This window comes from Gordonia sputi NBRC 100414 (assembly GCF_000248055.1).
Lineage (GTDB): Bacteria > Actinomycetota > Actinomycetes > Mycobacteriales > Mycobacteriaceae > Gordonia > Gordonia sputi.
This window is the reverse complement of record NZ_BAFC01000026.1, coordinates 1-17,085: the sequence shown is the minus strand read 5'-3', so window position 1 is coordinate 17,085 and position 17,085 is coordinate 1. Positions and strand designations below refer to the sequence as shown.

Annotated in this window: 16 protein-coding genes and 1 pseudogene; 6 read left to right on the top strand and 11 right to left on the bottom strand. The window is 65.6% G+C overall.

The features are described from left to right. Positions 1-409 precede the first annotated feature (409 nt). From GOSPT_RS23805 to GOSPT_RS04665, 4 genes are all read left to right on the top strand, one after another. The gene (locus GOSPT_RS23805; protein WP_168431401.1) at positions 410-559 is read left to right on the top strand and encodes a hypothetical protein; all 150 of its coding nucleotides are present in this window, start codon (positions 410-412) and stop codon (positions 557-559) included. 32 nt (positions 560-591) lie between these two features. Continuing rightward, positions 592-1,020 carry a hypothetical protein gene (locus GOSPT_RS04675; RefSeq protein WP_005203474.1) on the top strand — a complete coding sequence of 143 codons (429 nt, stop codon included), beginning with the start codon at positions 592-594 and terminating at the stop codon, positions 1,018-1,020. A 92-nt stretch (positions 1,021-1,112) separates the two neighbouring features. Beyond that, positions 1,113-1,616 carry a hypothetical protein gene (locus tag GOSPT_RS04670; RefSeq protein ID WP_005203472.1) on the top strand — a complete coding sequence of 168 codons (504 nt, stop codon included), beginning with the start codon at positions 1,113-1,115 and terminating at the stop codon, positions 1,614-1,616. 1,006 nt (positions 1,617-2,622) lie between these two features. Then, positions 2,623-3,720, top strand: coding sequence for a hypothetical protein (locus GOSPT_RS04665; protein WP_005203470.1), 1,098 nt, complete (start codon positions 2,623-2,625; stop codon positions 3,718-3,720). A 129-nt stretch (positions 3,721-3,849) separates the two neighbouring features. Here the strand turns inward: GOSPT_RS04665 and GOSPT_RS04660 are convergent. From GOSPT_RS04660 to GOSPT_RS04615, 11 genes and pseudogenes are all read right to left on the bottom strand, one after another. After that, a pseudogene (locus GOSPT_RS04660) lies at positions 3,850-4,499 on the bottom strand (PAS and ANTAR domain-containing protein). A gap of 195 nt (positions 4,500-4,694) precedes the next feature. Continuing rightward, complete coding sequence (locus GOSPT_RS04655; protein WP_005203465.1) at positions 4,695-5,144, bottom strand: DUF1931 family protein; 450 nt, start codon at positions 5,142-5,144, stop codon at positions 4,695-4,697. 4 nt (positions 5,145-5,148) lie between these two features. After that, positions 5,149-6,876 (bottom strand): FAD-dependent oxidoreductase, encoded by a 1,728-nt coding sequence (locus GOSPT_RS04650; protein WP_005203463.1) that lies wholly within the window; start codon positions 6,874-6,876, stop codon positions 5,149-5,151. Further along, a complete protein-coding gene (locus GOSPT_RS23030; protein ID WP_083837454.1) occupies positions 6,854-7,120 on the bottom strand; it encodes a UBP-type zinc finger domain-containing protein in 267 nt (88 codons plus the stop codon). The genes GOSPT_RS04650 and GOSPT_RS23030 overlap by 23 nt, the downstream gene beginning before the upstream one ends. Continuing rightward, entirely contained in the window at positions 7,117-7,569 is a 453-nt protein-coding gene (gene trxA / locus GOSPT_RS04645) for a thioredoxin (RefSeq protein WP_005203461.1), read from the bottom strand. Before trxA ends, GOSPT_RS23030 begins: the two co-directional genes overlap by 4 nt. A 14-nt stretch (positions 7,570-7,583) precedes the next feature. Next, positions 7,584-10,214 (bottom strand): ATP-dependent chaperone ClpB, encoded by a 2,631-nt coding sequence (gene clpB / locus GOSPT_RS04640; protein WP_005203460.1) that lies wholly within the window; start codon positions 10,212-10,214, stop codon positions 7,584-7,586. After that, the gene (locus tag GOSPT_RS04635) at positions 10,196-10,525 is read right to left on the bottom strand and encodes a chaperone modulator CbpM (protein ID WP_005203459.1); all 330 of its coding nucleotides are present in this window, start codon (positions 10,523-10,525) and stop codon (positions 10,196-10,198) included. Before GOSPT_RS04635 ends, clpB begins: the two co-directional genes overlap by 19 nt. Continuing rightward, positions 10,522-11,460 carry a DnaJ C-terminal domain-containing protein gene (locus GOSPT_RS04630; RefSeq protein ID WP_005203458.1) on the bottom strand — a complete coding sequence of 313 codons (939 nt, stop codon included), beginning with the start codon at positions 11,458-11,460 and terminating at the stop codon, positions 10,522-10,524. Before GOSPT_RS04630 ends, GOSPT_RS04635 begins: the two co-directional genes overlap by 4 nt. Before the next feature lie 6 nt (positions 11,461-11,466). Further along, entirely contained in the window at positions 11,467-11,991 is a 525-nt protein-coding gene (locus tag GOSPT_RS04625) for a nucleotide exchange factor GrpE (protein WP_005203457.1), read from the bottom strand. Between the two features lie 8 nt (positions 11,992-11,999). Continuing rightward, positions 12,000-13,883 (bottom strand): molecular chaperone DnaK, encoded by a 1,884-nt coding sequence (gene dnaK, locus GOSPT_RS04620; RefSeq protein WP_005203456.1) that lies wholly within the window; start codon positions 13,881-13,883, stop codon positions 12,000-12,002. A 3-nt stretch (positions 13,884-13,886) separates the two neighbouring features. Continuing rightward, the gene (locus tag GOSPT_RS04615) at positions 13,887-14,390 is read right to left on the bottom strand and encodes a YflT domain-containing protein (RefSeq protein WP_005203454.1); all 504 of its coding nucleotides are present in this window, start codon (positions 14,388-14,390) and stop codon (positions 13,887-13,889) included. A gap of 850 nt (positions 14,391-15,240) precedes the next feature. On the opposite strand from GOSPT_RS04615, the gene GOSPT_RS04610 reads away from it, so the two are divergent. Both GOSPT_RS04610 and GOSPT_RS04605 read left to right on the top strand, forming a co-directional pair. Then, the gene (locus GOSPT_RS04610) at positions 15,241-16,263 is read left to right on the top strand and encodes a S1C family serine protease (RefSeq protein WP_231894699.1); all 1,023 of its coding nucleotides are present in this window, start codon (positions 15,241-15,243) and stop codon (positions 16,261-16,263) included. Between the two features lie 103 nt (positions 16,264-16,366). Further along, positions 16,367-17,085 (top strand): transposase family protein (locus GOSPT_RS04605; RefSeq protein ID WP_169330943.1); only part of this gene is annotated, 719 nt, incomplete at its 3' end.

The window sequence follows — 17,085 nt, the reverse complement described above, 5'->3', positions numbered from 1 at the left end:
TCGCCGTACTTGCGTGGTGCTGCCATGCTCTCCATCCTTCACAGGTTCGAGAGCCTCCGACAAACCCGGGGCGGTTCACATACCCGCAACGGTAACCGCCGGCGCAGCGGATCGGCTACGCCGAACAGCCCTGTCATGCCGAGCTGGCGCCCGGCAGTTCCTACGTGGACCGGCCCACGGGCCGGACTCGAATGCTGTGCGGCTGCCGCCGCACAAGCCGGGGTTTGTTGCCCCCTTCCATCCTCCAACTTCTGGTCGGCACGGAGACAAGGGCCGCGAAAAACTAATCCGCCCATGGGTTTCAGGCCTACGGCCCGGATGACTTTGTCGCTTCCCCCCTTGCACCGACCTCCCGCCAGTCAGAGATGGCAGGTGTCAAACAAACCAGCCGCCCGCAGGTGGAACCCCGATGGCCCGCCAGACCCGCAACGGCACCCAGCGTGACGTGTTCACCCGCGCATCGCGCGCACACCAGAACCCGCAGACCATCCGCGCCGCCAAGCGCCAGGCCAACCGCCAAGACCGTGCCGCCGGCCGCCACGAGACCCGCAACTACTGACCACCACCCATCACAGGCAAGGAGCCCACACCATGACCACCAGCCGCGCCGCACTGACCACCATCGTCGCCCACCTCAGCGATGGCACCCGCGCCCTCATCGTTGGACGCATCGACGCCTTCCCTGGCCACCCGGCCGCCGGTACTCCCGTCGAACCCCTCGCCGTCGGCACGGGTGAAGCCGCCACCGATCACGACGGCCCACTCTTCGCCCTGGTCTCGGTCACCTGGGCAACCGAGGTCACCACCCACAGCCTCACCACCGGCGACACCGTCACCGAGTACGTACCCGGATTCCTCGGCCCGAGCGGAACTAGCTGGTACCTCGCACCCGTGAGTGCCACCGAGCACGGATTCCGCCTCGTCGGTCGCTGTGCCGCCGGATTCCACACAGCCCGACTCCCCGAACTTGCCGGGATCGATGCACCCCGCCAGGTCAACGTCCACGTCTTTCCGATCTGAGCACAACCCATCCAGTACCTCGGTTGCGGCTCGGCAGGCAACCAAAAGCCCCGAGCCGCAACCGATCTCCAACCCCGAGGAACGCCAGCATCATGACCGCAACACTCAGCACACTCAGCACACCCGGCACCTACAGCCCCGCCGTCGTGCCCGCCGATTACGCCGCAACCCGCGCCGGCATCCTGTGGACCGCTGCGAACCTCGCCGCCGACACCCGCCGCCGCTACGGCCACCGCATGCTCCTCGACGTCGACCTACTCGCCTGGACCCTCGACACCCTCATCGAGCACCACCCCCGACGTGAACGAACCCTCACCAGGACCTATCCCGCGGTCGGCAAAGCAGCTCGACGAGGTGCCGCCGCCAGTAATCCCCTACTCACCCCCGAGCTGCACGGCGCACCCCACCAGTGGATGAGCTGGCAACAAGCAGTCATCGCCCAGGAACGCGATGACCACCGCCACCCCGGCCCGCAGCTCTGGGCAATCCTCGCCCACGCCGCCACCCTCGCAAGCCAACCCGGCGACATCATCGAGGGACTGATCCCCGGCCGCTGGCCCGACATCGACCGCCACCGCCCCAACCGCGCCCACTAACCAGCAGCAGCCCACGACACGGTCATTCCCTACAGCAAACCAACGATTTGCTATCGTGGCCGATGCGAACACTGAGTTGCCACACCAACCAGTACATCGCCCCCAGGGTGGGAGGGGAGAGCGGCAGAACCCCCGACCTGCAGCCCTCTCCCCTCCCGCCCTCCCCTGGCGTCGAAACGGCATCCGTACCAGCATCCTTCGTGCGTTACGGATCAACACGACCGCAACCCCGGGCTTTGCCTGCCCTGCCGAATTATCATGGCGCCCAACCGGACCGCGTCAAATCCGCTTTCGGCAACAACTCGCCACGCGCTGTCGCCTCGCTCCCGCTCGGCGCCGCTTGTTTCGCGGCGACTTCTCCCCGGCGCTCCATTGACACACCCCGGCGGGGCGAATGGTCGGCAGATAACAGGAAAAGCACCACCACCAGACGCATCGGGAACGCTCATGGTGCGGATTCTTCCGGCTGTCGGGTGTCGAGATGCAGTGAAGATTGACAGGACACGCCGCTACAGACTGACAGAGACTCGGTGAGACGAGAGCCGGTGAAGGTTTCATTCCGGGAAACCGCAGCTCAGAAGCCTTATAAAGCTGTGGTCGGCCCAGTTTATCTGCCCCGCCCATCTCGCTCATCTCCGCTGCATCTCGACATACAAAAATGTAGGTTCCGCGGATCGGTGTCACTTCGCGGATCTCCGACCTGCAGGTTCTCGCCGTCGTGTCAGTGCCTTATTCCCACGAACTTGTCAGAATCCTCAGCCTGGTCGCTATCCCGTAAGGAGATCGATGCCCAGTCATTGGCCCGTTTGCCCCTAATGGATCGATCAGCGGGGTGCACCGAGCGGACCAGATCCCGCGGGTTGTGGTCGTGTCCGCGGTGCATCCTCAGACGCTGCGGGGTGTCTACCGGACACGGACTGGCAGCCGATATCCGTGGCGGGCGCTGTGATCGACTCGCACCCACAGCCTGGAGTTCGGGGACACACCGGGCGGGTACGCGAAGGCGGTGACGGCGAACGAGCATCTGCAGGCGGGGCACTCCGGTGCCGCGGGTGAGCAGGTTTCGGTGCTGCTGATCGCGGATCCGGGCGAACCAGCGGCTCTTGCCGAACGCATCGCCGACTACCTGCCGGAACGCCTGCAAAGCCCTGACCGGCCCGAGCGCCGGTGGACGACCTGTGTGCGCCGCAAACCGTACCTGCCGGACGAGCAAGCCGATTTCACCGATGTCATCGACACGGTCGATCCGTCCTCCGAACAGGAAGACATCGTCGTGTATCTCACCGATCTGCCGCGCCGGGAGGACACCCTGCCGGTGGTGGCCGACGTCAGCGTCGACCACAGATTCGCACCCATCTCGGTCGCCGGTGTGGGCGGCGTCCGGATCGAGCGCCGCATCCGCACCGTCACCGAACTCGCGCTCGCCCGCGTTCTCGGTGAACCCGAACTCATGCCTCCCGGCGCGGCGCGACGGTACCCGTGTGTGCAGATCAAGGACGGCATCCGATACTTGGCGCCCTCGGGACTGCGGCGACTGCGACTGCTGTCGGGGATGGTGCGGGCCAACCGGCCGTGGCGACTGGTCACCGGACTGTCGAAGGTGCTCGTCGGCGCCTTCGCCACGGGTGCGATCGCACTGGCCACCAACACGATCTGGTTGTTCGCCGACACGATGGGCCCATGGCGGATGAGTGCGGCGACGGTCCTGTCGATCGTGGCGATGATTCTCTGGCTGCTCGTCGAACACGAACTGTGGGAACGACCGAAGTCGCCGGAGGAGCGCGATCGTTCGGTTCTGTACAACACCGCCACCGTCGTCACCCTGGTCATCGGCGTGATCGTCCTCCACGTGGCTTTGTTCGGCCTGCTGCTGTTCACCGCGTGTCTGACTCTTCCCCCGGAACTGCTGTCCCGCATTCTCGGGCACGGGGTGAATTTTTCCGACTACCTCACCCTCGCCTGGCTACTGGCGTCCATCGCGACCATCGGTGGGGCGCTCGGGTCGGGTCTCGAGGACGACGCCGCCGTCAGGGAGGCGGCGTACGGGGTCCGGCAGCGGCAACGCATCGAGCAGACGCGACAACCGTCGAACGAGGCGGGATGATCATTGCCGGCGCAGCGCGCGCGACCCAGCCGTCCCCGGATGCGCGGGTGCCAGATCGGGTGCTCGACCGGTCGGCAGCCCGGTCCAGGTTTCGTTTGACTCCCTACACCCCGCGGGACTGTCACTCACTCAGCCCTGTTGCCGGGTTCGCTGGTGGGCGGTGAGCAGAAGGTGGTCGAACCGGGTCCGTAGGTCCGCAGCGGGTTCGCACTCGACGAATCCGGTGACGAGTTGTTCGGCGATCGTGCGAAGTCGGGTGTTGGTCTGCTGGGAACACCAGGTGAGAACGTCGAAGGCGCGGTCGGCGGGTATCCCGTAGACCAGCATCAGTGCGCCCGTGGCCTGTTCGATTACCGCCCGCGACTCGGCGAGTTCGGCGACCGCCGCGTCGACCGACTCCTTGACATCGCTGCGGTAGGACTGGGTGATGTCATGTAGAAGCCGGTGGTCCCGATCACGGCGTCTGTGTCGTCGTGCAAGAGGTCGCCGACGACCACGACGAGGTGAACTTTGCCGGCGGTGTCGATGATGCGGTGTTTGCTGCTGAACGGTTCGGCGTCACTGATCATCCGTTCGAGGACGCGGGCGACGCGCCGGTGATCCTCGGGATGCTTGTGGGACAGCAGCAGTTCGGTGGTCGGCGTGACGTCCCCGGGCCGGTAGCCGTGCATCTGGGCGACGGCGTCGGACCATTCCCACCGCTGACCGTCGAGGAAGAATCGGAAGCTGCCGACCCGCTGCGGCTCCCCACCGAACACCTGCTCTGAATCCGCCCCAATTTCTCTCGCACCAGGCACTGCGTCTCACTCCCGCTCGCTTCTCAGGCGTGCGCTCTAGCTGGACTTCCCGCTACGGCCAAGGCCGAGATGGACCCGCACACGTCCTGCACGTTTGCGATTTGGGTGACGGTGTAGTCGCCGACGTCGCAGTGGGGTGGGAAATCGATCTCTGTCGCCCCCGGCAGCCGCCCGGGGTCAGAGCAGTAGGTGGAAGATGTCGAAGGCGACGCTCCATTCGGCGGTCCCGGGGTTCTTGCGGTCCGGCTCGACCGTGACGAAGGTATGCGCCAGCGCCACGCTCAGGCCTCCGGCGATCAGCGGCAGTCGTTGCTCGGTCTCCTCGGAGAGAGCCACGTCCAAGGATGGCCGGGCCGCCAGTTGGTCGAGCAGAGGTTGTAGTTCGATCTCCTCGTCCAGCTTCTCGAACCGGTGGATGCTCTCCTGCAGCCCCTTGGTGATCGGCAGGTCCCACGGTTCGATCACGTCCCGCAGGTTTGCTTTGGCCGAGGTCTTGCCGATCAGGATCAGGTCGTAGATCTTGTCGTCGATGAAATCCGTATAGCGCTTGAGGTCGTTCCGGTCGACCTGTAGTCCGGCCGCTGCCCGGAAGAACCGCTGGAATTTGACGGTGCCCACCACTGGCATGTCGTCAGCTCCTTTCGAAGTATTCATGGATTTGTCGTACCGCCATCGCTCCTTCACCGACAGCGGATGCGACCCGTTTCACCGAGCCGCGGCGGACGTCACCCGCCGCGAACAGACCGGCCCGGCTGGTTTCGAGCGTCCTGGACAGCCCGGCGCTGATCGGCCGGTTGCCGTCCCCTCGGGCGTGGACCGCGTCCATGCCGGTGAGGACGAAGCCGTGGTCGTCGAGTGCGATCGTGTCGGCCAGCCACCCGGTATGCGGCATCGCCCCGATGAAGACGAACAGAGCGTGCACCCGGATCGTGTCCTGGTCGCCCGTGCGATTGTCCTCGACCACAATCTCTTCGAGGTATTTCTCGCCGTGGACCTCACGAATCTCGGTGTTCCGGTGCACAGTCACCCGCGGATGCCGCTCGATCTGGTCGACCAGATACCGGGACATGCTCTTTCCGAGGTCACCGCCGCGGATGAGCAGGTGAACGTGGGAGACATGGTCTGCGAGGAAGACGGTGGCCTGGCCGGCGGAGTTTCCGCCGCCGACGATGGCCACCGGGTCGGTGCCGCACAGCCGCGCTTCCTGATGGGTCGCGGCGTAATACACGCTTCTCCCCTCCAGTGCCTCGATTCCCGAAACCTCCAACTTGCGATATCGCGCCCCGGTGGCGAGCACGACCGCCCGGGCGCGGATCTCGCCGCCGTCCGCCAGCCGGAGCACATGGTGCCCGGCCTCGGAGCCGAGGCCGGCGACGTCCGCCGACACCAGGAGGCGGGCGCCGAATTTCCCGGCCTGGATTATGGCGCGCTCCGCCAATTCGGCGCCGGAGACCCCTGCCGGGAAGCCCAGGTAGTTCTCGATCCGGGAGGAGGTACTGGCTTGGCCGCCGGCGGCGATCGACTCCAGTGTCACCGTGTTCAACCCGTCCGAGGCGCCGTACACGGACGCGGCCAGACCCGCCGGTCCGGCACCCACGACGACGAGGTCGCACACGTCCTGCGCTGCGTCCGGGACCGAGTCCGGGACCGGGAGCCCGACGATGCGGGCGAGTTCGGCGTTCGTCGGATTGCGCAGCACCTTCTCGCCGTGCCAGATCACGACGGGAGTGTCCTCTGGGGCGACACCCAGGCTTTGCAGCAGCTGCTCCGCCCGTTCGTCTTGCTCCAGATCGATCCATTTGTGGGGCAGCCGGTTGCGCATCGCGAATTCGCGAAGCCGCAACGTGTCCGGGGAATAGCAGGAGCCGATGATCCGGAACCCCGCGCCGAGCCCGATCAGTAGGTGCCGGCGGATCCGGTAGGCGCGCAGGATCAGGTCGCTGAGCACGAGGTCGTGGGCGACGAGCTCGCGCACCCGCTCGGCTGGGACGACGAGCACCTCGCCGTCCTCGATCGCTTCGGCGGTGAAGAACGCCACCTGGCCTTCCAGCAGTCCGAGCTCGCCCAGGAATCGGCCCGGACCGTGCAGGCGCAATATCCGACGCTCACCGTCCTCGGCGCCCTCGTCGATGATCGCGACCTTGCCGGAAAGGACGACGAAGAAGTCGCTGCTGCGGGTGCCCGCTCGAATCAGCACCTCGCCGGCGTGAACCGATCGACGTGTGCCTCCGGTCTCGAGCGTCGCTACCTGGGCGTCCGTCAACCGCGGGAATGCCCCGACTGTATCCGGAGTCTCGTCGTCGACGAGCTGACCGTCGCCCAGGCGTGGGGCGTCCTCAGACGAAATTCTGGTCGACACAACACCAACGCCAATCTTCACCGGGTTCCATCGACTGGACGATCGGATGGCCAAGGGCGTGAGCGTGTGCGCTCGCGTGCTTGCCCGGCGAGGAGTCGCAGCAACCGACGTGTCCGCACGACAGACACAGCCTCAGATGTACCCACGGGGTGCCGAGGCGAAGACATTCCTCGCAACCTTGTGGAGTGCGGGGCGCCACGGCCCGGATCGCGATCACATGTGGGTCCGCGTGGGCAAAAGTCATGAGTTCGCCTCCTTGCCTGCTTTTTCCGAGAGCGCCTGATCGAGCCATGTGCGCAACACCGGTACCGGAGCGGCGCCCGCCTGACGAGCGAGTACCTCACCTCGGTCCATCACCAGCGGCGTCGGAACGGCACTGACGGTGAAACGTTCGGCCGTCTGGGGTGCAGCATCCACGTCAACCTTGACGAGCTTGATCTGACCCGCGCGTTCTGTGGCGAGCTGCTCGAGCGCGGGGCTGACCATTCGGCACGGAGCGCACCACGTCGCCCAGAGGTCAACGAGTACAGGCACCGAGGATTTCTCGGCGACCTCCGCGAAGTCGCCATCCCCTGCCGAGGCGATCCAGGGCAGCGGCTCGTGGCAATTTCCGCAGCGGGGTCTCCCGTTCCCGGCCGCCGGTACCCTGTTGACCTTGCCGCAGTGTGGGCACTTCACCTTGTCGGATCCCATGACGACACCCCTTCTCAGGCCGCGATGGCGGGTTCCGTATATGCGACGGACAGTTCGCCGTCATCGACCGTGACACTGATGGTGCCGCCCGGTTCGATTTCGCCGCGCAACAGCGCACGACCGATCTTGGTCTCGACCTCATGGGCGATATACCTGCGCAGGGGTCGTGCACCGTAGACCGGGTCGAAACCGTGTTCGGCGATGAGCCGGCGTGCTTCCGGCGTGATATTCAAGTGTATCTGCCTCTCCGACAATCTGTTCCGAAGATCGGTGAGTTGTAGCTCGACGATGTGCTCGATCTGGGGCAGCGTGAGCGGTGTGAACAACACGATGTCGTCGACCCGGTTGAGGAACTCGGGACGGAAGTGCCCGCGCAGTTCCGCCAGCACCCGCGCCCGGGCGTCCGGCTTGATCTCGCCGTCCGCTGTGACTCCCTCGAGGAGATGCTGGGATCCGATGTTCGAGGTCATGATGATCACCGTGTTCCGGAAATCGACCTGCCTGCCTTGAGAATCGGTGATCCGGCCGTCATCGAGCACCTGCAGCAGGGTATTGAAGACGTCGGCATGGGCCTTCTCGATCTCGTCGAAGAGCACCACGGAGTACGGCTTGCGACGCACCGCCTCAGTGAGCTGACCCCCCTCGTCATACCCGACATACCCGGGGGGCGCACCGATGAGCCTACTCACCGTGTGCCGCTCCTGGTACTCGCTCATATCCAGGCGCACCATGTTGTCTTCGCTGTCGAAGAGGGCACTGGCCAGCGTCTTTGCGAGCTCGGTCTTCCCCACACCTGTCGGTCCCAGGAAGATGAACGAACCGATCGGCCGGCGCGGATCACGGATACCCGACCTTGCTCTGATTACCGCGTCTGCGACCAGTTGTACCGCCTCGTCCTGACCGATGACCCTCTCGTGCAGGATCTCGTCGAGCTTCAACAGCTTCTCCCGCTCGCCTTCCTGCAGTCGAGCGACCGGGATACCCGTCCATGCGGCCACGATCTCTGCGATCTCGTCTTCGGTGACCACCTCGCGCAGCAACGGATTCCGGCCTTGCCTGGTGGCCAATTGCTCCTCCGCCGCCTTGAGTTTGCGTTCGAGTTCGGTGATCTCGCCGTATCGCAGCTCGGCGGCCCGATTGAGGTCGTAATTGCGTTCGGCCTCCTCGGCCTCGTGTCGCAATCGTTCCAGCTCTCCCCGCAGCTCCTGCACCCGACGGATCGCTTGGCGCTCCGCCTCCCACTGAGCGTGCCGGGCGTCGGCCTCGGCCCGCAGATCGGCCAGCTCCTTACGCAACTCCTCGAGGCGCGTCTTGCTGGCGGCGTCCGTTTCCTTGGACAGGGCGGCCTCTTCGATCTCCAGCCGGGTCACTTTCCGGGTGAGTTCGTCGAGTTCGGCGGGCATCGAGTCGATTTCGGTTCGTAGCCGGGCGCACGCTTCATCTACCAGGTCGATCGCCTTGTCCGGAAGGAAACGGTCGGTGATGTACCGGTGCGAGAGGGTCACGGCGGCCACCAGTGCGCCGTCCTGGATCTTCACGCCGTGAAACACCTCGAGGCGTTCTCGAAGTCCGCGCAGAATCGAGATTGCATCCTCGACACTGGGCTCGTCGACGAGAACGGTCTGGAATCGACGCTCCAATGCTGCATCGGATTCGATGTGCTTGCGATACTCGTCGAGAGTGGTGGCACCGATCATGTGCAGTTCGCCGCGGGCGAGCATCGGTTTGAGCATGTTGCCGGCGTCGAGAGATCCCTCGCCGCCGACCGATCCTGCGCCGACGACGGTGTGTAACTCGTCGACGAACAACAGGATGCGCCCCTCGGCCGCTTTCACCTCGGACAGCACCGCCTGCAGCCGTTCCTCGAACTCGCCGCGGTACTTCGCGCCGGCCACCAGGGAACCCATGTCGAGCGAGAAGATCGTTTTGTCGCGTAGGCCCTCGGGCACGTCGCCGCGGACGATCCGCTGGGCGAGGCCCTCGACGATCGCGGTCTTACCGACGCCGGGGTCGCCGATCAGCACCGGATTGTTCTTCGTCTTCCGGCTCAGGATCTGCGTTACCCTGCGGATCTCGGCATCTCGGCCGATGACCGGATCGAGTTTGCCTGCCCGCCCCTCGGAGACGAGGTCGCGTCCGTACTTCTCGAGCGCCTCGTACGCCCCTTCCGGGGTGGCCGAGGTGACGCGCTGATTGCCGCGCACTTTCGTCAGCGCCGTGAGGAAGGCGTCTCGTGTGACCCCATGACTGGTGAGAACCCGTCCGGCCGCACTGGTCGACCCCTCCTCGGAGAGGGCCATCACGAGATGCTCCACCGACACGTAGGAATCCTTGAGTCGCTTTGCCTCTCGTTCCGCGGCGTCGAGCAGTTTGGCCAGGCGCTGGGTGATCGTCACCTGACCGGGTGTCGCGCCGGGGCCGCTGACCTTCGGCCTACGCGACAGTTCACGTTCCAGATCGGAGCGTAGGGCATCGACGTTCGCGCCGGCCTGCTCGAGCAGTCGGGGTACCAACCCTTCCTGCTGATCGACCAACGCGAGCAGCAGGTGCTCTCCGTCGACCTCGGTGTGACCCATTCTGGTCACGACGTTCTGGGCTTCCTGCAGGGCTTCTCGTGACTTTTCAGTCAGGCTGCCGGTGTCCATGGGGGTGTCCTCCTTCTGCGGGACGCTGCTTCGAGTTTCTCGATTCGATCCAGCAGATCGAGCACGAGCCCGATTGCCGAGTAGTTCAGGCCTAGACCCGTCCGCAGCCGTTGGATGCGGGCAGCGTGGGCCACTGCTGACGGTTCGAACAATATTTCGCCGCCGGGGTCGCGGCGTGCGTCGATCAGGCCGAGAGCCACAAGCTTTCGTGCCAGGTCGGGGTGCAGCCCGGTACGTTCGGCGAAGACATCCAGCGACATTCCGGTACGGCGAACCAATATGTACTGGGTGCCCGGGGTCGGGGTGCTCATGGCTGTTTCCTCGGATCGAAGTTCGATTCGGCGGCCAACTGTTCGAACAGCTCGCGTTCGCGTGCTGTCGGTTTCGGCGGCACCATCACCTTGATTTCGGCGTAAAGGTTGCCGTTGGCGCCCCGCGGATTGGGCATGCCTTCTCCGCGCAGGCGCAGCTTCCTACCTGTCGACGAGCCCGGCACCACTTTGACTTTCGCCTCGCCACCGGGAGTGGGAACGGCGACCGTCGCGCCGAGGGCTGCTTCCCAGGGGGAGACGGGCAGGTCGACGTAGATGTCCCGGCCCTGGACGCGGAACCGGGGGTGCGGTCTGATCCGCACCACGAGGTACAGATCCCCGGGCGGCGCGTCGCCGTTGCCCCGGCCCCCTTGCCCGGCCAGCCGGATTCGCTGGCCGTCCAGGACACCGACCGGAATGTCGACGTCGTACTGCCGTCCGTCCAGACGGAGAGTGCGTTTGCCGCCCCGATACGCTTCTTCCAGGGTCAGTTCCAGTTCCGCTTCCTGATCGGCGCCGGGAATCGGCCCGTACCCGCCACCGCCGCCGAACATCTGCCCGAAGAGGTCCTCGAAGTCGACGCCGCCCTCGCCACCGACACCGCGACCGAAGTGCACCCTTCTGCCCCCGCCCCCACCGCCGTACCCGCCGCCGCCGAACCCGCCGCCGTACCCACCGGCGCTTGCCCGGACCCGTTCGTCGTAGTCCTCGGGCACACGCCGGAAGTCGTCACCGAATCGGTCGTAGCGTTTCCGGGTGTCCGGGTCGGACAACACCTGGTAGGCCTCGTTGGCCTCCTTGAACCTGTCCTCCGCAGTGGGGTCCTTGTTCACGTCGGGGTGATACTTGCGGGCCAACTTGCGGTAGGCCTGCTGGATTTCGTCGGTGCCGGCGCCCCGAGAAACCCCAAGCACTTCGTAGTAGTCACGCGCCATCGGTGCTCACCCCTCGGGGCGGCTGACGACCACCGCGGCGGGACGCAACTGCCGCCCGTCCTCTCCATAGCCCGGGCGCAAGACCTCGACCACGGTCCCGGAGGGAAGGTCGGGTTGGGCCACCACACTGACCACTTCATGGAGCTCCGGAGAGAACGGCACACCGACCTCGTCGTGGCGCTCGAAGCCGAACCGTGACAGCACCTGCACCGCCTGATCCCGGATCGCCTTCACACCCTCTACGACGGCCTGAGGATCGCTGCCCGCATGGGCCAGCGCAAGCTCCAAATTGTCCAGTACCGGCAGCCACGCCGCGGAAACCTTCGCCACCTCCGCGGCGCGTTCACGATCCAGATCCTTGGCATACCGCTTGCGCAGGTTGTCCAGATCTGCGAGGGCCCTGCGCCAGCGGTCCTCGAGTTGAGCCAACTCGGCCCCCGTGTCGGTGCGATCAGGCGCCGTCTCGGTCTGATCCCCGTCGGTACCGTCGGTAGCCTGCTCGGTCGTCGAATGATCAGCAGACCTCTCCATCAGGTGCCTCAGCTCCGATCGAACTCGGCGTCGATCACGTCGTCATCATCCGACGACGCAGCCTCTGCGCCGCCGGCCTGGTGTCCGTCGCCGCCGCCGGCTTGGACCGGCGCGAGCCCGTAGAGCAGCTGCTGCAGCTCCGAGGTCAGGGGCTCTATCTCCGAGGGTGAAGCACCGTCTTTCACAGCCTTCCTGGCGTCGGCGATCAGCATCTCGGCACGCGCCTTGTCGTGCGGGGGCGCACTGTCACCGAGTTCGGCGAGTCGCCGTTCCACCTGGTAGGCAACCGAATCGAGCGCGTTGCGTGCGTCGACCGCCTTGCGCAGCTCCTCGTCCTCACCCCGGTTCCGTTCGGCCTCCGCAAGCATGCGCTCGACCTCACTCTGGTCCAGGTTGCCCTGCTCACTGATCGTGATGCTCTGCTCCTTGCCGGTGTCCTTGTCGCGGGCGGTGACGTTGAGGATGCCGTTAGCGTCGATATCGAAAGTGACTTCGACCTGGGCCTCGCCACGTGGCGCAGGTCGGATGTCTTCCAGCCGGAACCGGCCCAGCGCCCGGTTGTCGGCGGCCCGTTCGCGTTCGCCCTGCAGCACCACGACGTCCACGGCGGACTGATTGTCTTCCGCCGTGGAGAACACTTCGCTGCGCCGGGCCGGGATCGTCGTATTGCGCTCGATGATCTTGGTCATCACCCCGCCCTGCGTCTCGACGCCGAGGGACAGCGGGGTGACGTCGAGCAACAGTACGTCGGAGACCTCACCTTTGAGCACGCCCGCCTGGACTGCGGCACCGAGCGCCACGACCTCGTCCGGGTTGACGCCCATGTGGGGGTCCTTACCGCCGGTGAGCCGGCGAACGAGTGCCTGTACCGCCGGAATGCGTGTCGAACCACCGACCAGGATCACCTCGTCGATGTCGTTGGCGGTGACCTTGGCGTCGCTCATCGCCTGCTTTACCGGACCGAGGCAGCGTTCCACCAGATCTGCCGTCAGATCCTCGAACTTCGATCGCATGATCGTGGTGGTGAGGTGTTTGGGACCGTTCGCGTCTGCGGTGACGAAGGGCAAGTTGACCTGGGCTTGAGTTACCGAGGACAACTCGACCTTGGCCTTCTCCGCGGCCTCGAAGAGGCGTTGCAATGCCTGCGCATCCTTGCGCAGATCGATGTTCTCCGCGCTCTGGAATTCGTCGGCAAGGTAGTCCACCAGGCGTCGGTCGAAGTCGTCTCCGCCGAGGTGGGAGTCGCCGGCCGTCGAGCGAACCTCGACTACTCCCTCGCCGACATCGAGCAGACTCACATCGAAGGTGCCGCCGCCGAGGTCGAAGACCAGTACGGTCTCGTGGGTCTGCTTGTCCATGCCGTACGCCAGGGCCGCCGCGGTCGGCTCGTTGATGATCCGCAGGACCTCGAGGCCCGCGATCCGGCCGGCGTCTTTGGTGGCGTTGCGCTGCGCGTCATTGAAATAGGCCGGAACGGTGATGACCGCTTCCTTCACCTTCTCACCGAGGAACTTGCTCGCGTCATCTACGAGCTTGCGCAGCACGAGGGCACTGATCTCCTCCGGCGCGTACTTCTTTCCCCGCACGTCGAATCGTGCCTCACCGTTGTCACCCGGCACGACGTCGAAGCTGACCGCTTTGGCCTCCTCGGAGATCTCGTCGTAATGACGTCCGATGAAGCGTTTCGCCGAGTAGATCGTGCCCTTCGGATTCAAGATCGCCTGCCGTCGGGCCAGCTGACCCACCAGGCGCTCGCCGCTATCGGTGAACGCCACCACCGACGGCGTCGTCCGCGCACCCTCGACATTGGAGATCACCACCGGCTCGCCGCCTTGCCAGCTTGCGATGACCGAGTTGGTGGTGCCCAGGTCTATACCCACAGCAGTCGCCATGACTCATTCCTTTCGATCGGTCCGGCCGGTGAGCAAGCGGACGGCTTCGTCCGCGACCTCGACATCGGCGAGGACTTCGTAGTGACGTGGTTGTAATGACTGGATTGAGGTGAAGTCGCGCCGGCCGCCCTGCAGCGCATACATGAGCAGGCCGAGCAGAGCGCCGACAACGGCGCCGAATACCAACCCGTAGAAGGCGAGCGCGAGGCCCGTGAGCAGCGGCTGGACCCAATCGAGTAACCCGAAGATCCAGCCGAACAGCGCACCCGTCAGCGCGCCCGCGGCGGCGCCGCGCAGAGCGGCCCAGCCGTAGTTCAATCGGCCTACGATCTGCTCGACCAGCTCGATGTCGCGACCGACGATGGCCAGTTTGTCTACCGTGAAATGCTGGTCGGAGAGGTAGTCGACGGCGCTCTCGGCGTCGGCATAGGTGTCGAATGTCGCAATCACCTGGCGAGCAGGTGGGTGTGGACTTACGGCGGAGGTTCCGCCACTGGACTCTGACATCCCGCCCCCTCGGCGTCGATGTTGTGGGGTTTCGCCGAGCCTGTGCGTACCGGTACGGCCCGGCCTTCGGACAACCGGTTGGGCTCACGAACGGCCCAACCGCAATGCGAGTTCTTCATCCGCCTTCGGGCGGTCAACACAATTCGCCTATCGACAGTCCTGGCTTGCAATCACTGAAATGATGCTAACCCTTGTCGGGGGCCGACGCAAATTCGCCTATCGGGCGTCGACAATAGAGGCGCAATGGCGTCCATACCTGCCCTGGGCATAGATGTCCGCCGGAACCCGCTCGAGGCGACCGGTACACGCAACTCCGGGTACCGGCCACTACTCCGGTGCGTCCACGAGTAGAACTCCCGATCCAGTCATCTTCGCAGCCGACGCGGTGAGTGGCAAGGCCCGCACAAGTCGAAAGCGGGAAGCGAATTCCGCAATGACAGTACAGTCGCTGACACGCTGGCAATAGCCGTTCCTTCATGCTCACGTACAGGAGCAGGTGCTCGATGGCGGAACGACAAGTTCCTGGCGCCGAGAGAACCGGCGGGAGAAATCCATTTTCCAAACGGTCGGTTTATCCATCCACTGGAGCCATGCCCACCGGATTCCACTGGGCGGCAACCGAATCGGAGACGCTCCAGATTAGAATTGTATGAAAAAGTTGGTAGCGCAACAAGATAGGAAGCATCTTGGCTCTCAGTGGTGGAGCATGCGCGCTGCCGTTCGTCGATGCCGGTTGCCTGGGTGCATCGAAGCGGTTCGGTGACCGGTCTCGGGCGCCGCCGGGGGTATGTTGATCGGGTGGGCCCGCTCGCGGCAGGTGCAAGTAGGAGACCGATTCCTCACGGAGGCGGTGGCTGATGCGCGTACCGTCGACCGTACGTTCCTCGATCTGGGTGCCGCTGGTCGCGATCGTGGTCCTCCTCCTCGCGGGATGCGGCGCATCGGCTCCCACCACCTGACGCCCTCAGCGGGACCTGCCGTAGACCTGCCGGCACTGGTCCGGCAGGTGGAGGCCTCGGTCGTCACCGTGCTTACCGGGTCCGGTGTGGGCAGCGGCATCGTCTACAAGACCGACGGCACCGTCGTCACCAACGCCCACGTGGTCGAGGGTGCCCGGCAGGTGAGTGTGGCCTTCGCGGACGGGCAACAGGTGTCCGCGAACGTGCGGGCCGTCGATCGTGTGACCGACGTCGCGGTCCTTCAAGCGGACCGCACGGATCTGACTGCGGCGACGTTCGAGACAGCGTTGCCAGAGGTCGGCGCGCTCGCCGTAGTCGTGGGCAGTCCGCTGGGGTTCGAGGCCACGGTCACCTCGGGCATCATCTCAGGATTGCACCGTCAGATCCCCGGGTCGGCTTCCACCGGGGCGCCGCTAGTCGACCTGATCCAGACCGACGCCGCGATCTCGCCGGGTAACTCCGGGGGTGCCCTGATCGACGGACAAGGGCGGGTCGTGGGGATGAGCCAGGCCTACATTCCCCCGTCGGCGGGTGCGGTGGCTCTGGGCTTCGCCATCCCCGCGGCGAATGTCGTCGACGTCGCAGACCAACTGCTGGCCTCGGGAACTGCCCAGCATGCGTACGTCGGCATTCAGCCCGGCACGCTGAGCCCGCAGATCGCCGAACAACTGGCAGTCGACCGCACCAGCGGTGCCGTCGTCCTCGAGGTCGTCCCGCTCGGTCCGGCTGCGACGGCGGGTATCCGGCCGGGCGATGTCATCACCGCGGTCAACGGCCACGACATCGAGTCGGCGGAGGACTTCATCGCGGCGCTCCGTGCCCTCGACCCGGGCGATCGAGTCGATTTGACCGTGCTCCGCGGTGGCGAGACCCAGCAGATCTCGGTCACAGTGACAGACCACCCCGCCAGCTGAACGGGCTCTTCGCGCTTGAGCGGGGTGCCCGGTAGTTGAATGGGGCTCGTGGCCCCGACATGCTGTTGGTCTCTCACAACGCGACAACAGCGAGGCCACGAGCATGAACGAGGGTACGTCAGTGCTGCTCGGGCTGGAGGACGAGTTCACCGTCCTGCAGCTCGAACGAATCGATGCCGACACGGTGCGTGTCGTCATCGAGGTCATCGACCCGGAGGGCGCCTGCCCCGAGTGCGGGGTGCTCACCTCAAGGATCAAGGAGCGGCCACTGGTTCGAGTCAAGGACTTGCCTGCCTCCGGCCAAAGAACCGATCTGTGGTGGCTCAAACGGCGCTTGGTGTGCCGCGAACCGGCCTGTGGGACAGCGACATTCACGCAGCAGTCCCGCGCTGTGCCGGCACGGTCGCGGCTCACGACCCGGCTACGAGAGAAGATCGGTTCGGCGATCGCGTCGGGCAACCGCGCCGTCAGCGAGGTCGCTAGCGAGTACCAGGTGGCGTGGTCGACCGCGCACCGGGCGCTCATCGCACTGGCCAACCAGTGGCTGCCCGAGCCGGAACCCACCCGCGTGCTCGGCATCGACGAGACCCGCGCCCGGTCGGTGCGCTGGGTGCTCGAAGAGGCCGGCTGGACACGGTCGAACCCGTGGATGACCTCGTTCGTCAACGCCGACCCCACCCTGCCCGGGCACCTTCTCGGGCTGCCCCCGGGACGCTCCGGGGCGTTCGTGATCGACTGGCTCGCGCTGCAGACACCCGCGTTCCGGGCCGGCATCGACCTGGTCGTGATCGACCCGTCCGCGCCGTACGCGGGCGGGATCCG

Coding starts and splice junctions, on each gene's coding strand:
- GOSPT_RS23805 (WP_168431401.1), top strand. CDS start 410: ATGGCCCGCCAGACCCGCAACGGCACCCAGCGTGACGTGTTCACCCGC.
- GOSPT_RS04675 (WP_005203474.1), top strand. CDS start 592: ATGACCACCAGCCGCGCCGCACTGACCACCATCGTCGCCCACCTCAGC.
- GOSPT_RS04670 (WP_005203472.1), top strand. CDS start 1,113: ATGACCGCAACACTCAGCACACTCAGCACACCCGGCACCTACAGCCCC.
- GOSPT_RS04655 (WP_005203465.1), bottom strand. CDS start 5,144: ATGCCAGTGGTGGGCACCGTCAAATTCCAGCGGTTCTTCCGGGCAGCG.
- GOSPT_RS23030 (WP_083837454.1), bottom strand. CDS start 7,120: ATGACTTTTGCCCACGCGGACCCACATGTGATCGCGATCCGGGCCGTG.
- trxA (WP_005203461.1), bottom strand. CDS start 7,569: ATGGGATCCGACAAGGTGAAGTGCCCACACTGCGGCAAGGTCAACAGG.
- clpB (WP_005203460.1), bottom strand. CDS start 10,214: ATGGACACCGGCAGCCTGACTGAAAAGTCACGAGAAGCCCTGCAGGAA.
- GOSPT_RS04635 (WP_005203459.1), bottom strand. CDS start 10,525: ATGAGCACCCCGACCCCGGGCACCCAGTACATATTGGTTCGCCGTACC.
- GOSPT_RS04630 (WP_005203458.1), bottom strand. CDS start 11,460: ATGGCGCGTGACTACTACGAAGTGCTTGGGGTTTCTCGGGGCGCCGGC.
- GOSPT_RS04625 (WP_005203457.1), bottom strand. CDS start 11,991: ATGGAGAGGTCTGCTGATCATTCGACGACCGAGCAGGCTACCGACGGT.
- dnaK (WP_005203456.1), bottom strand. CDS start 13,883: ATGGCGACTGCTGTGGGTATAGACCTGGGCACCACCAACTCGGTCATC.
- GOSPT_RS04615 (WP_005203454.1), bottom strand. CDS start 14,390: ATGTCAGAGTCCAGTGGCGGAACCTCCGCCGTAAGTCCACACCCACCT.